The 14,218-nt window shown below is 38.0% G+C and carries 12 protein-coding genes; 2 read left to right on the plus strand and 10 right to left on the minus strand.

The window, feature by feature from the left end; all coding sequences use genetic code 11:
• Nucleotides 1–248: 248 nt before the first annotated feature.
• The 4 genes from DRF60_RS16350 to DRF60_RS16365 all read right to left on the minus strand — a co-directional run bounded on the left by DRF60_RS16350 (nucleotide 249) and on the right by DRF60_RS16365 (nucleotide 6,519).
• Nucleotides 249–1,691, minus strand: coding sequence for a TolC family protein (locus tag DRF60_RS16350; RefSeq protein WP_116013136.1), 1,443 nt, complete (start codon nucleotides 1,689–1,691; stop codon nucleotides 249–251).
• Entirely contained in the window at nucleotides 1,678–4,872 is a 3,195-nt protein-coding gene (locus DRF60_RS16355) for an efflux RND transporter permease subunit (RefSeq protein ID WP_116013138.1), read from the minus strand. Before DRF60_RS16355 ends, DRF60_RS16350 begins: the two co-directional genes overlap by 14 nt.
• Before the next feature lie 22 nt (nucleotides 4,873–4,894).
• Nucleotides 4,895–5,977: an efflux RND transporter periplasmic adaptor subunit gene (locus DRF60_RS16360; protein ID WP_116013311.1), complete on the minus strand. Its 1,083-nt coding sequence runs from the start codon at nucleotides 5,975–5,977 to the stop codon at nucleotides 4,895–4,897.
• A 152-nt stretch (nucleotides 5,978–6,129) separates the two neighbouring features.
• Nucleotides 6,130–6,519, minus strand: coding sequence for a hypothetical protein (locus DRF60_RS16365; protein WP_116013141.1), 390 nt, complete (start codon nucleotides 6,517–6,519; stop codon nucleotides 6,130–6,132).
• Nucleotides 6,520–7,077: 558 nt separating this feature from the next.
• Here DRF60_RS16365 and DRF60_RS16370 point away from each other — a divergent pair.
• Both DRF60_RS16370 and DRF60_RS16375 read left to right on the plus strand, forming a co-directional pair.
• Nucleotides 7,078–7,470, plus strand: a complete 393-nt coding sequence (locus tag DRF60_RS16370; RefSeq protein WP_116013144.1) for a hypothetical protein — start codon at nucleotides 7,078–7,080, stop codon at nucleotides 7,468–7,470.
• Between the two features lie 30 nt (nucleotides 7,471–7,500).
• Nucleotides 7,501–7,938, plus strand: a complete 438-nt coding sequence (locus DRF60_RS16375; protein WP_116013147.1) for an META domain-containing protein — start codon at nucleotides 7,501–7,503, stop codon at nucleotides 7,936–7,938.
• Between the two features lie 71 nt (nucleotides 7,939–8,009).
• On the opposite strand, the gene DRF60_RS16380 is transcribed toward DRF60_RS16375, so the two are convergent.
• From DRF60_RS16380 to porK, 6 genes are all read right to left on the minus strand, one after another.
• The gene (locus DRF60_RS16380; RefSeq protein WP_116013150.1) at nucleotides 8,010–8,267 is read right to left on the minus strand and encodes a SemiSWEET transporter; all 258 of its coding nucleotides are present in this window, start codon (nucleotides 8,265–8,267) and stop codon (nucleotides 8,010–8,012) included.
• Nucleotides 8,268–8,334: 67 nt separating this feature from the next.
• Nucleotides 8,335–9,372, minus strand: coding sequence for an NAD(P)/FAD-dependent oxidoreductase (locus tag DRF60_RS16385; protein WP_116013152.1), 1,038 nt, complete (start codon nucleotides 9,370–9,372; stop codon nucleotides 8,335–8,337).
• 56 nt (nucleotides 9,373–9,428) lie between these two features.
• The gene (gene porN / locus DRF60_RS16390; protein WP_116013155.1) at nucleotides 9,429–10,367 is read right to left on the minus strand and encodes a type IX secretion system ring subunit PorN/GldN; all 939 of its coding nucleotides are present in this window, start codon (nucleotides 10,365–10,367) and stop codon (nucleotides 9,429–9,431) included.
• 20 nt (nucleotides 10,368–10,387) lie between these two features.
• Nucleotides 10,388–11,980, minus strand: coding sequence for a type IX secretion system motor protein PorM/GldM (gene porM, locus DRF60_RS16395; protein WP_116013158.1), 1,593 nt, complete (start codon nucleotides 11,978–11,980; stop codon nucleotides 10,388–10,390).
• A 53-nt stretch (nucleotides 11,981–12,033) separates the two neighbouring features.
• The gene (gene porL, locus DRF60_RS16400) at nucleotides 12,034–12,726 is read right to left on the minus strand and encodes a type IX secretion system motor protein PorL/GldL (protein WP_116013160.1); all 693 of its coding nucleotides are present in this window, start codon (nucleotides 12,724–12,726) and stop codon (nucleotides 12,034–12,036) included.
• 57 nt (nucleotides 12,727–12,783) lie between these two features.
• Complete coding sequence (gene porK / locus DRF60_RS16405) at nucleotides 12,784–14,205, minus strand: T9SS ring complex lipoprotein PorK/GldK (RefSeq protein ID WP_116013163.1); 1,422 nt, start codon at nucleotides 14,203–14,205, stop codon at nucleotides 12,784–12,786.
• Nucleotides 14,206–14,218 lie beyond the last annotated feature (13 nt).

Below are 14,218 nucleotides of genomic sequence, written 5' to 3' on the forward strand. Positions count from 1 at the left end.
TTTGTGTGTATTAGTTGGTATAATTCTGCAAATTTAACGTTTTTTAACGTATCAAAGTCATATGAATGTGATTTAATATCAATTTTATCACTTATTCGTGTTTTTATTGGTATGCTAAGTTGTTATAATACAAAAGTATTACTACAAAGCGACAAAACCTGTCGTATTAAAATAAAAAAGGGCCAACTCAAAAGAATTGACTCCTTCCAAAAAATATTAACTGTTTATATAGATAGAATTATGATATTTTATTTCCAGCCACCACCTAAGCTTTTGTAGATGTCTACAACGGTGCTCAGCTGTTTCTGTTTAGCTTCAATCAGCTCCATTTTAGCATCCAGAGCGTCTCTCTGATTCAAAAGAACCTCAAGATAATCCGCTCTTGAATTTTTAAATAATTGATTGGCTATATCAATAGACTGATTCAAAGCTTTGGTTTCCTGGGACTTCATCTGATAGTACTGATCAATATTTTTGATCTTTGACATTAAATTCGCTACATCCAGATAGGCATGTAAAATCGTTTTGTCATACTCATACAACGACTGTATCTGTTTAGCATCAGCAGTCTGAAAGTTCGCTTTGATCGCGCTTTTGTTGATCAGCGGACCAGCCAGTTCACCTGCCAGATTGTAAGCAATGGATTCAGGCATTTTAACCAGATAAGAAGGTTTGAAAGCTTCCAATCCTAATGTTGCAGAAATCTCCAGTGACGGATAAAATTCCTTTCTAGCAGCCTGTACATCAAGTTTTGCGGCTTTTAATTCCAGTTCTGCCTGTTTGATATCCGGACGGCTAGCCAGTAACTGGGACGGTATCCCTGTGTAAACAGTCTGTGGCATCGTAGACATAAAGTTTTCTTTCGTTCTCACGATAGGTTGCGGATATCTTCCCAAAAGTGCATTGATCTGATTCTCTTTCTCAGTGATATCCTGGCGGATCGTATATTCCGCAGCTTTTGATTTTGCCAGCTCAGCTTCAAATTTCTTCACAGCCAGTTCCGTTGCAGCTGCAGCTTCTTTCTGAATTTTGGAAATTTCCAGTGCTCGTTCCTGCAACTTAATATACTGCTGAATAATATCCAACCGATTGTCAAGTGCCAGCAATTCATAATAATTGTCCGCTACTTCTTCAATAAGATTGGATAATACAAAGTTTTTTCCCTCAACGGTAGAAAGATAATGAGCAACAGAGGCCTCCTTTTCAGTTCTGAGCTTTTTCCAGATATCAATCTCCCAGTTGACCATCAATCCAACTTCAAAATTACCCAGCGGATCGGGCATTTCTTTTCCGGGTTCTATTTCTGTAGTGGCATCACCGGCTCCTTCACTGGTATAGCGGCCAGCTTTTTTTATTCCAGCTCCTATTCCGGCTGATACCGTTGGTGTCAGTTTTCCTTTTTTAGCCAATACTCCGCTTTTCGCAATTTCAATTTCCTGAAGTGTGATCAGTAATTCCTGATTGTTTTTCAAAGCGGTTTCAATTAAGCTCACCAGATTTGGATCTGTAAAAAACTGTCTCCAGGGAGTAGTTCCGCTGTTTGCACTGGCATCCTGCTGTTCTTCCAGATTAAAATTCTGAGGCAGGTTTTCTTTTACTTCATCTTTTATAACGGTACCCATCGGAGCTCTACAGCCTACGAGGATAAGCGATAGAGCAATGGCTACTATATATTTATTATAAATCTTCATGTTTGTTATCGTGTTGATAAGGTTCAGTTTGTTCTGTTAAAGGATTTTCCTCTTCATATCTTGCCAGTTTCGATTTCTCTGCGATGGTTCCGAAAATATAATACAGCCCCGGAATAATCATAAGTCCGAAAATAGTTCCTATCAGCATTCCTCCTGCAGCTGCAGTACCTATTGTCCTGTTTCCTACAGCACCCGGTCCGGTTGCAATTACCAATGGAATAAGGCCTGCAATAAAGGCAAATGAAGTCATCAGGATCGGACGGAAACGGATCGCCGCCCCTTCGATAGCCGCTTTCGCTACGGGAATTCCCTCCTCTGCTTTCTTCTGAACGGCAAATTCTACGATCAATACCGCATTTTTACCTAGCAGACCAATCAGCATGACCATCGCTACCTGAGCATAGATGTTATTTTCCAGACCTAGCAATTTCAGGCATAAGAATGCTCCGAAAATACCTGTAGGAAGGGATAAAATTACCGGTAACGGCAGAATAAAGCTTTCGTACTGTGCTGCAAGGATCAGATAGACAAATCCGAGACAGACCAGGAAGATAAACACAGCCTCGTTTCCTCTGCTCACTTCATCTTTGGAAATACCCGCCCAGTCAATACCGAAGCCTCTCGGAAGGGTTTTATCCGCAACTTCCTGGATTGCTTTAATGGCTTGCCCGCTACTGTATCCCGGTGCCGGGGTTCCACTTACTTCTGCAGAATTATACATATTGTGTCTTGTAATTTCTGATAACCCATATACCTTTTCCATTCTCATAAAGTCTGAATACGGAACCATCTGATCTTTATCGTTTTTAACATAAAGTTTCAGCAGATCTGTAGGTAAGGCGCGGTATTGAGGACTAGCCTGCACAATTACTTTATAAGGTCTGTCGAAACGGATGAAACTGGTCTCATAGTTAGACCCGATCAATGTAGACAGGTTATCCATTGCATTTTCTATCGTTACTCCTTTCTGTTCGGCAAGGTCATTATCTACCTTCAACATATACTGAGGGAAACTTGCAGAATAGAAGGTAAATGCAGATCCAAGCTCAGGACGTTTTTTCAGTTCTCTTACAAAATCATTACTTACCTGCTCCATTTTGTGATAGTCTCCGCTTCCTGCCTTATCAAGCAAACGAAGTTCAAAACCTCCTGCGGCACCATAACCCGGAATGGAAGGCGGCTGGAAGAATTCTATATTAGCGCCGGGAATATTCTTGGCTTTTTCTTCAAGTTTTTCAATAATCTCAGCAGCGGATTCTGTTCGTTCTTCCCAGCTTTTAAGGTTAATCAGACAGGTTCCTGAGTTGGACCCCGTACCTTCCGTTAAGATTTCGTATCCTGCCAGTGAAGAAACGGACTGTACCCCATCGATGTCTTCAGATTCCCTTAATAATTCTTTGGCAATCTGGTTAGTTCTTTCTAAAGTGGAGCCCGGAGGTGTCTGAATAATGGCATAGATCATTCCCTGATCTTCCGCCGGAATAAATCCTGAAGGAAGCGAGTTGCTTAAGAAGTATGTACAGGCACAAAATGCCAAAAGTAAAGGAAGGGTGATGGATTTTTTCTTCACTGTTTTATTCAGCATTTTCTCATACTTCCCGGCACCTTTCGTAAATAAATTGTTGAATTTATCCAGGAAAATGGTAATCGGGGTTTTATTTTTGGCTTTTCCGTGGGTATTTCTTAAAATCAAAGCACATAAAGCCGGAGTCAGTGTTAATGCTACAATCCCTGAAAGGATAATGGCAGAAGCCATCGTAATGGAAAACTGACGGTAAAACACTCCCACCGGACCGGACATGAATGCAATCGGGATGAATACGGATGCCATAACCAAAGTAATTGCGATAATCGCGCCACTGATTTCATGCATGGCCTCTTCCGTCGCCTTTAATGGGGAAAGTCCTTTTTCTTCCATCTTGGCATGGACGGCTTCAATCACCACGATCGCATCATCAACAACGACCCCTATGGCCATTACCAATGCAAAGAGCGAGATCATGTTTAACGTAATCCCAAATGCGGACATGACGGCAAATGTACCAACCAGTGAAACCGGAACCGCCAGCGCAGGAATTAAGGTTGAACGCCAGTCTCCAAGGAACAGGAATACCACGATGGCTACCAGGATAAAGGCTTCAAATAGGGTATGAATAACCTTTTCCATAGATGCATCCAGGAATCTGGAAACATCATAACTGATGTCGTAATGCATTCCTTTCGGGAAGTTATTTTTCTCAAGATCTTTCATCAAAGCTTTAACATTTTTGATGACGTCACTTGCATTGGAACCGTAGGACTGTTTTACAGTGATCGCTGCAGAAGGCTTTCCGTTCAATGTAGAATAGATATCATACATTGAGGAACCGAATTCTATATCAGCCACATCTTTTAATCTTACAAATTCTCCACCCGGTTTTGCTTTTAAGATAATATTTCCGTAATCTTTTTCATTATTGAAACGTCCGGAATATTTCAGAATATATTCAAAAGACTGGGAGCGTTTTCCTGAACTTTCACCTGTTTTTCCGGGGGAAGCCTCCAGACTCTGCTGGTTCAGGGATTCCATCACTTCGTCTGCAGAAATATTATAAGCGGTAAGCCTGTCCGGTTTAAGCCAGATACGCATAGCATATTCGCGGGTTCCGAGGATATCTGCAAAACCTACTCCACTTACTCTTCTCAATTCAGACATCACGTTGATGTCAGCATAATTGAAAAGGAATTTCTGGTCAGCTTTAGGATCATCACTGTACAGGTTAATGTACATCAACATGTTGGGTTCTTCACGGGTAATCTTTACCCCTTCACGCACTACCAGAGGCGGCAGTTTGTTAACCACGGAAGATACACGGTTTTGAACGTTTACTGCGGCTACATTGGGATCTGTTCCAAGATCAAATACGATCTGAATGGAAGCTTCGCCATCGTTACCGGCATCGGAGGTCATATATTTCATACCCGGAACTCCATTCAGGCCTCTTTCGAGGGGAATAACTACTGATTTAATCAATAGTTCGTTGTTGGCTCCCGGATATTCTGCGGTGATATTTACTTTAGGCGGTGAAATGGAGGGAAACTGGGTCACTGGAAGTTTTACCAGCGACAGAATCCCCATAAATACAATGATCAGTGAGATCACAATAGACAGAACAGGTCTGCGGATGAATTTCTTAAACATACTGTTTCGTTTTACGAGTAGACTACTCTGCTTTTAGTTTCAATGACTGAAGAACTTTTTTAGGATCCTGGAATTTGGTCTGTATTTTTTGGTCGTCTTTTACTTTCTGTACCCCTTCTAAAAGGATTTTATCTCCTTCTGCAAGCCCTGAACCTACCACATAGAGATCCGGAAGTTCATAAGCCACCCTGATATTTCGGGATTTTGCCGTTCCGTTTTTATCGATGATGAATACATATTTCTGATCCTGAATTTCATAAGTTGCTTTCTGCGGAATGATCAGTGCATTGTGAACAGGCATAGTCATTTGTACTTTTCCGGTTTCACCATTTCTAAGCAACTTGTCAGGGTTTGGAAATTTTGCTCTGAAGGCGATATTTCCTGTTTCATTGTCGAATTCTCCTTCTATGGTCTGAATTTCACCTTTCTGAGGAAGCATTTCTCCATTAGCCATGATCAGAGATACCTGATTGCTCCCTCTGTCGGCAGCGTGTGTCTGATAGGTTAAATATTCAGGTTCTGAAACATTAAAATAGCTGTAGACATTGGTATTATCCGATAAAGAAGTCAGCAAATCTCCTTCATCCACAAGGCTTCCCAGTTTTAAAGGAATTCTGTTGATCACCCCTGAAAACGGTGCCTTAATGTCGGTAAAAGATAAATGAATCTGTGCCAGTTTCATTTCAGCATTGGCAGCATCCAACTTAGCTTTAGCCATTGCTCTTTCGTTATTAGAAACGATGTTGTTACTGGCCAGGGTACTTGCATTTTTTAATTCTATGGTAGCCTGTTCTGCTTCTGCTCTGGCTTTTAATAATTCTGCCTGATACAGCTGCGGCATAATTCTGAACAGGGTTTGTCCTGCATGAACATACTGACCTTCGTCTACGTAAATTTTTTCAAGAAATCCTTTTTCCTGTGCGCGGACTTCAATGTTCTTTACAGACTGGATCTGGGCTACGTATTCTTTGTTGATGACCGTGTCCATTTTTACAGGACTGGTGATGGGATATACTGTGGCTTCATCTTTCTCTTCTTTTTTCTGACTGCAGCCGACAGTCAGTAAAAGGGTGCTTATCGCAATGCCTGAGGCAACTCTTTTGATCATAATTCTAGAGTTTAATATAAATCGTTAATATTTTGAATGGAAATAAAATGGTAATGGAGTTCCTGCGCAGGAATGATTACCGGCATATGCAACGCAGGATATTTCCTATCCGGACTGAGGACAGAAAACAGATCACGAAAAATGATTTTTTAAATTCTGATAGAACGGATCAGAATGAATGTTTTAACATTGGAATACAGCGAAATAAAACCATTGATATCAGGCTTTCTGCTCTTAGAAGAACGAAGACCAAAAATATAGACAAGGTTGAATACACCGGCAAATACAGCAATCATCTGAATCTTATCCGATAGCTGAAAATCATCTTCAGTAAGCTCAAGATTGGTATTATCAATATTGTCTGCCATCTGCTGTACCGAAAGCTTTTCGAAAGTCTGATTCAGTTTATTGGCTTTTTTAGGCATATGATGAGAAACATGACCTGAATAGTCATTTCGGAGTGTTTTAACGCTAAGCCTGCTTTCAACTACGAAGAGCAAAAAAAGACCTGTTAAAAGATATATTATAAAGTTTCTCATTTTGAAGTGGCAAATGTACATTTAGAAATGTATTAGTCATAGCAGATTAACAAAATTTAACTCTCCTTTAAATGAGCTGAAGAAAAAAAATTAGCCATTAGAAAGACTAAAGTTCTTGCGGAATCTAAATAAAGAGTTTCAAAATAATTATCTACAGAGAAATCTAGAATTGAGTAATTATTTTTAACTGAATATGAAAAAGAAGGTATTCTAACCAGCATGATTTAAATCATTTTTTACTGGGTATCAGCATCATATAATTTTAATACTTTTGCAATCAATTAAAACAACAAATGTACCTATGAAAAAAACTGTACTATTTCATTCTTAAAACCGACAGCTCAAAGAGCATTCCTGCGGTAGTTTATTCTTTACAAATCTTTAAAAATCCGGTATTTTTATGATTTATAAAAACGCCTGTGAAGAACTGTAATGCATAACAGATAGAAATATCAGATTAATTTATGTAAAATTAACATATATTTATTAAAAATATTTGTAAATTTATATAGTATTAATATCACTATTTCATGATACACTTACCAATCACTTATCACTATGAAAAAATTATTTACATTGGTCCTTATGGGGCTGGCAATCCTTTCCTCAACAGCGTGTAAGCATCCAGGCAAAGAGGCAGAGGTAATTACAGAAGCAGTACCGGAAAACAAAGATGAAACCACAAAAGATGTTTTCACCGACAGTTATGGGGAAAAAATTGAGGTCATCATCAATCATACAAAAGGTACAGCAACAGTACATCTGGAGGGTAAAACCTATGATCTTAAAAAAAGTGATGCGCTTCCTGAATACACTGCAAGTAATGAAGAATATCAGTATTCGAATATCAAAGGTAATATCACTTTACTGAAAAAAAATGTGGATATGGTTCTGTTCCACGCAAAACGGGAAGCAAAAGGATCCGGCTCTGCAAAAATGGCTTCTTATTAATTTAATCACCAACCTTACACAAAATATATTATGAAAAACTTATATTATTATTTGTCTGCTCTTTTCTTATTTGTATTTCTTACGGCATGCAAAACAACACCAGCTACGGAGCAAAAGCCAACAGATATTACTGGAAAAACATGGAAGCTGACGGAACTGAACGGACAGCCAATCCAGCTAAAAAATCCGAAAAACAATCCTTATTTCAAACTTAATACGGAAGGTATGAGATATGAAGGTCATGCCGGATGCAATGGATTTGGAGGTACTTTTGAGATTAAACCTGATATGATGAGAATCAAATTCAACCAAGGAATGTCTACAATGATGGCTTGTGAAGATCTTGAAACTGAACAACTATTTACAAAAGCAGTGCTTGCCGCAGATAATTATTCTGTAAACGGCAATACGCTGACATTGAATAAGGCAAGGATGGCTCCTTTGGCTAAATTTGTTCTTCAACCATAACTGAATTAAAATTTTACAATATAAAAAGACGTTTTACAATTTGTGAAACGTCTTTTTTATTATAAGTTCTCTTAAGATTTTTTATAAATCATATAGCAGATCAGAAGGCTTATATTGACCATCACCGCAAATGCATTTGATAAAATAATGGGTAACTCATCTTTTATAAAGCCGTACCAAACCCATAGCGAAAGTCCAGTAATAAGCACTATGAGCATGACCAGGGAAATATCATCTACATTTTTCTCTTTGATGACTTTGATCAGTTGGGGGATCATGGAGATGGAAGTAAGGACTCCAGCTATTATGCCCAGGATATTTTCATTCATAGTTTAAATTCTTATAAAGATATATTTCATTAATTTTACTGTAACCGTAAGCCCAATAGTTGTTTACTTAACTATTAAATCTGTCACTGGAAATTTCTTCATGCAGCGGAATATTTTCTTCAATAAACTGATAAAGGCTTTTTGAAAAATAGCAGCCATTCAGAATTCCTCTTGCCCCAAGCCCATTGAATACGTACAGGTTTTTGTACAATGCATGCCTTCCTATAATTGGTCTTCTGTCCTTTACTGTCGGTCTGAAACCAAAATTCACTTCTTCCACTTCAAAATCATACGGATAAATTTCTGACAGCCCATTTACCAGCTGTGTAACTGCAGATTCATCAATATGATGGTGAAGCTGTTCCCTGTCATAAGTCCCGCCATAGAAATGAAGCCCATTATCCGTTGGGAATAAGAAATGTTTCTTTTTGATCGTCATATCTTTTGGAATTTCTTCGGAGAGTTTTACTTTGATGTGATGCCCTTTATTCGGAATTACGGCAATGTCTGAGAAAAATGGATTTTCTTTCACCCCCATTCCTTCACAAAATATAATATGCTTACACTGAAAATCTTTATAAGTAGCTGAAGAAGCATTTAATTTTTCATAATCAAACTTTTCTTTAATCAAGAGTTCTTTTTTTTCTAAAAAATCAAATAGATCCCCGAAAAATCCACTTACCTGAAGTCTGGCAGACTGATTGACCTTTCCCGTGTTAAAGTCGTTTTTTACTACCTCTAAATGATCGAATTTTTTATCAAGGAAGCCTGAAAGTTCTTCGTTATCTGATTTTTTGAGCCAAAGGTTCTGTTCATTCCCGTCATGAAAAATTCTGTGGATGGGTGAATTGATGAAATAATTTTTTCCGGTATAAGATTCTATTTCATTCAAAGTGCCTTTCAGAAAGTCAATCTGTTCCTGGGCTTTCCAGAAGGTCGTGAATTTTTTGAGAACTACCGGATTAATAATTCCGGCAGACACCTGGGAAGCACTCTTTCTCCCCTCTGAAAAGAGTACAAAAGATTTATTATTCTTAATGAGCTGATGAGCAAAGAACAACCCCGCATATCCATCCCCAACGATAATATAGTCTGTATATTTCATAATAAAAAAAACCTGAGTAAAAGTACTCAGGTTTTGTATAAATATCAAGTGAAATCTTAGTAATTCCACATATCGTTTTCCATACTCAGGATTTGCGCTTTGATTCTTTCGCTTTCTTCCAACTGATCTTCAGCATCTTTAGGGATATAGTCCTTGATGGTACCGTCACCTAAACCGCTTGATGATTTGTAAATAACTGAAGAGAATCTTCTTGCATTAATGATATCATCGAAAGAAAGGTCAGCAGAAGAGTTCTTTCTGTTGTAAACATAATTGTTTGCCAGAATATCTCTTGCATTCGGATAGTAGATCCAGAATAAATCGATCAGCTCGTCATTACTGGCAATCGGCTTACCATCTGGTCCAATAACTCCCTGTACAGCAGGATCTGGTCCCATTGCTGCAATTCCCAGAGGTCTGTATTTCATCTGTCCGTCTCTCTTATCGATAAACCACATACCCATGATTTTAAGAACTTTTACTTTTTCAGTAGTCGTCTTGAAAACGTCGGTATATTCCTTCTTCTCCTGTTCAGTTAGCTGTCTTCCGGAGTTAAGGATATCAATAGCAGCATCGTTGATTACTACTTTTTCCAATCTCTTCTGAATACCTTCCGGTGAAAGCTTCACGGTAAAGTTTTCGTCATCATAGACCTGCTCAATCTTCCCTGTCAATGCACCATCTAATAGTAACTGGTACAAAGATCTGGTAGGTGTAGAAAGAAGCCCATCAGGATTGTCATAGTAGAATGGCTGGTTGATCTTATCATTCATATCAATGATTTCCCATACAAACATACTCTTAAGGATATCTTTATCTTCTACAAAACCATATTCAAGAGGCTTTACTGTGTTATCAATAATAGTATCACCAACTTTTTGTTTGTTTTCCTCTCTCATCTGTCTGAACTCTTCCGGAGAAGAAGCATTCAGAATAGTTTGGGATAAAGCAAATCCCGAAACTAATACTAAAAGGCTGCTAATATATTTTTTCATAATAAATTACAATTTTAGTCCTATTGAACATTAATAATTATAGGAGTAATGTTTTTAATCTGCTGTCCTTCTAATCCTTGTGCTGTAGCTTTAATTTCGAAAATTGAAACTACATCTCCAGATCTAAGATTTTTAACTAATCCTGCGGCATCACTTAATGAATTTCCATGGATCAGTAATGCTGCTCTTCCAGGAACTCTAACCATGAACTGGGTAACATTGAATGAAACCGGGAAGTCGAAGTCTGGAATCGCTGCCTGTACAGACTGGTTAGGAATAGAAGTTGCCGGCATCGACAATACATTCTGTCCTCTCATCTGACCTTGTGGTGGCGGCACATTTTTAATTCTATATTCAAATACCTGAGATACGGATTTTCCATAAGGATCAATTCCGGATAATGTCAATCTAACTACGTTACCTGTTGTAGGCTTCACGATCCATTTTCCTGGGCCTGTATTTCTTACAGATGCTCCCGGAGCAGATAATGAAAGTTTAGAATTATCAGCGCCTAAGATAGATCCTGAAACAGGATTCTCAAGTCCTCTATACATTACGTTCATTTTATCAGCAGAAAGTAATAATCCTTTTTCAAGTTTTACTTCTCTTGGACCTGCGATTACATTATACGTGTGCGTCCATGGGAAACTCTGAGGTTTTCCTGAAGCATCCGTTAAGGTAATTGTTCCTCCTAATTTATGTTCTCCGATACCAGAACCTGATATTGAAGTAATACCTTTACCATTTTCTACTCTGCCTACACCAGTAATACTGATTTTATTGCTTGTAGAATAGGTACCTAACATTACTTTTACTTCAGCCTGTTTTCCTGCCTGGATATCTACCGGACCTGAAACGATAGGCTCATAGCTTGAGAATTTGATACTTGCATCCACTTTCTCCTGAAGTAATAATGCCAATGCATCAGACTGTACGTTTCTAGCATCATTCTGGATGATTTCCAAGTTAGAAATTGCACCAATCAACGGCTGATGATAGAATTTATTCTGGAACCATGTTTTCTCGTTTGGCGATTTTCCTTTAGGATATTCAGCAATGATAGATGCATTAGCTCTGTTAACTAAATTCTGTAATTGAGGATTTTTCCCAAAGGTAACATTAATATAGTTTCTTACTGCATCAATCTTACTTTTTAGTTCATTTGCTTCTTTTGAAGGAGTATTTTCATCACCTTCCTTAAAGAAGTATTCTGTAGCACCTTCATTATTATTAAGCGCTGAAAAATTCTCACTAACATCAATGACTTTTCCAGTTACTGGATCTTTTTCCATAAATTCAGCCTGTTTTTTCAATTTATCTTTGATAGCTTCTGAATGAGAAACTAAATCATTGATTTTTTGTTTCAATATTTTATATTGTTCCCAAGGCTGAGAATAAGTATCGGGTACTTGTTGAGCTTTAGCTTCTAAAGTTTTTTCAAAAATACCCTCATTTTTCATTTCAGTTAAAAGACGGGTATCTCTTAATGATAATGTAGAGTCATAGTATGATCTGATGATTTCTGCATCAATATTTAGGGCCATCATCGCGATGAACACCAAATACATCAGGTTGATCATCTTCTGACGAGGGGTCTGTTTTCCTTGTGCCATTCTCTTTTCTTTTAGTTTTTGATTAAGTAGTTAAATATAGAAATGGTTAGGAATTAAGACTTCATAGCAGTAAGCATACCGCCATAAACTCTGTTTAAGCTGTTAAGATTAGTTGTTAAACCTTGTAACTCTTGATTGAATTTTTCAGACTGCTCAGCAGATTTCTGCATATCTGCTACATATTTGTTAGCAAATTCAGATTGTTTTTTACCGTGTTCGAGCTGCATTGCATATAAAGCATTCATACTTTCCATATGCTGAGCTGCTTTGTTAAGCTGATCGTTATATTTATGGGTAGAAGCAGATACGTCAACAGTCTGGTTGATCTGATCAACAGAACTGGAAAACTTATCGATACCTGTTCTAAGTCTATCAAACAACTGAACGTCCAGTTTTGCTTCCTGAAGCATTTTGTCTAATTTATTTGAAAGAGAATTTTCTAATTCAGCAAACTGCTGTGCATTGTTTTTGGATGACACATTAGAATGCAAAGGGTTTGGGTTAGCATGCTTATCCAATAGTTCAGGATATACATTTTCCCATGCATAAGACTCTTCTGATTTCGGAGGATCAAACGCGAAAATAATGAAGATAATAGCCTCTGTAATAAGCCCTACTGTAAGAGCTATATTACCATTAATTGGTCCCAAGGTAATGTGAGTAATTTTAAGCCAAGCTCCAAGAATTACAATTGCAGCACCGAATGAATAAAAGAAATTCATCCAAGCATCTTTAGTCTTAAACATATTAAGTTAGTTTTTTTAATGTTAAATAAAATTGTTATTGAAAAATTGTCTGGTTAATTATCTGTTAACTCTTCTTGGCTTAACAGCTGCTTCAGGAATATCCTGTACAGTTCTGAATCCGATATAGCTTCTTGCAGAATCTTTTCTTTCCCAATCTCTAGCACCTGTCATAAGGGCATATCCTATATCTTTCCAAGATCCACCTCTTACAGACTTCTTCGTATCTATTTTATTTTTCGTAGAAGGATTTAATGTAGAAGAGAACCCATAAGAAGAGTTGTTATACGCAGATTCCGTCCATTCAGAAACGTTTCCAGCCATATCAAATAAACCAAATCCATTTTTCTTAAATTTCTTTACTGGAGCTGTATATGTATAAGTACCTTTTTTATCATCTTCCATATAGTTACCTCTCTTAGGCTTGAAGTTAGCAAGGTAGCAACCTCTGTCATCCATTAAATATGGACCTCCCCAAGGGTAAGTAGCATTTTGCATTCCGCCTCTGGCAGCATACTCCCACTCGATTTCTGTAGGAAGACGGAATTTCATTGGTCTTTGTTTTTTTCTTTTTAAGCTTTCGTTATAATCTGTTTTCAGTTTAGATCTGAAGTTACAGTAAGCTCTTGCCTGGTCCCAGGTTACCCCAACTACAGGATAATTCTTATAGGCTTTGTGCCAGAAATATTGTTCGAACAATGGTTCGTTGTAAGCGAAGTGGAAATCTTTTACCCAAACTGTAGTGTCAGGATAGATCGCAATGCTGGAACTTTTAAGGAAGTTCGCTCCTCTTTCGTTCTCTGCAAGTGCGGCATCCATATCTTCCCACTGATAATTGTATTTTAGTTTACTAACGTCTAAAATTCTTTCGTTTCCGATTCTGGAAGAAGCAGGCAGATACATAGATTCCAGAACTTCCGCGTATTCTACATCAGGATACTTTCCAGTGCTCCAATGTAAAGGGATTTTCCAGTCTAGTCTTTTAGTAGCATCATAACCTCCGTCTTCTCTTCCTCCCTGACTTTCTAAATATTCTTGATAAGGTGTTAAATTTTCTTCTTTTTTAGCAAGATATGCATAGTCACCGATGCTTGCCCCTCTACGTCCGCCTTCTTCGCCACCTTCCCCAGCAGCTTCAGCTAGTAGAGTTCTCGCAATGGAATCTCTTACATAATTGATAAATACTCTGTACTCTGCATTGGTAGTTTCCGCCTCATCCATGAAGAAAGAGGAAACAGTAACAGTTTTCAATGAAGCCTTTTCAGGAGTATTTGTTGGGTCCTGGTCTGCAAGACCAGCAACAAATGAACCTGCAGGAATACCAACCATTCCAAATGGTCTTTCCGCAACAAATGATCTCGTTTTTTCTCTTGGTATCAATTCTCCTTTTGTTCCAGGCTTCCCTACAGAAGAACTGCCACCACCTGAACAAGATACTGATGCTACCGACGCAGACAATAATAAAAGAAATATCCTTTTCATGTTAATTTTTATA

This window comes from Chryseobacterium elymi (assembly GCF_003385495.1).
Lineage (GTDB): Bacteria > Bacteroidota > Bacteroidia > Flavobacteriales > Weeksellaceae > Chryseobacterium > Chryseobacterium elymi.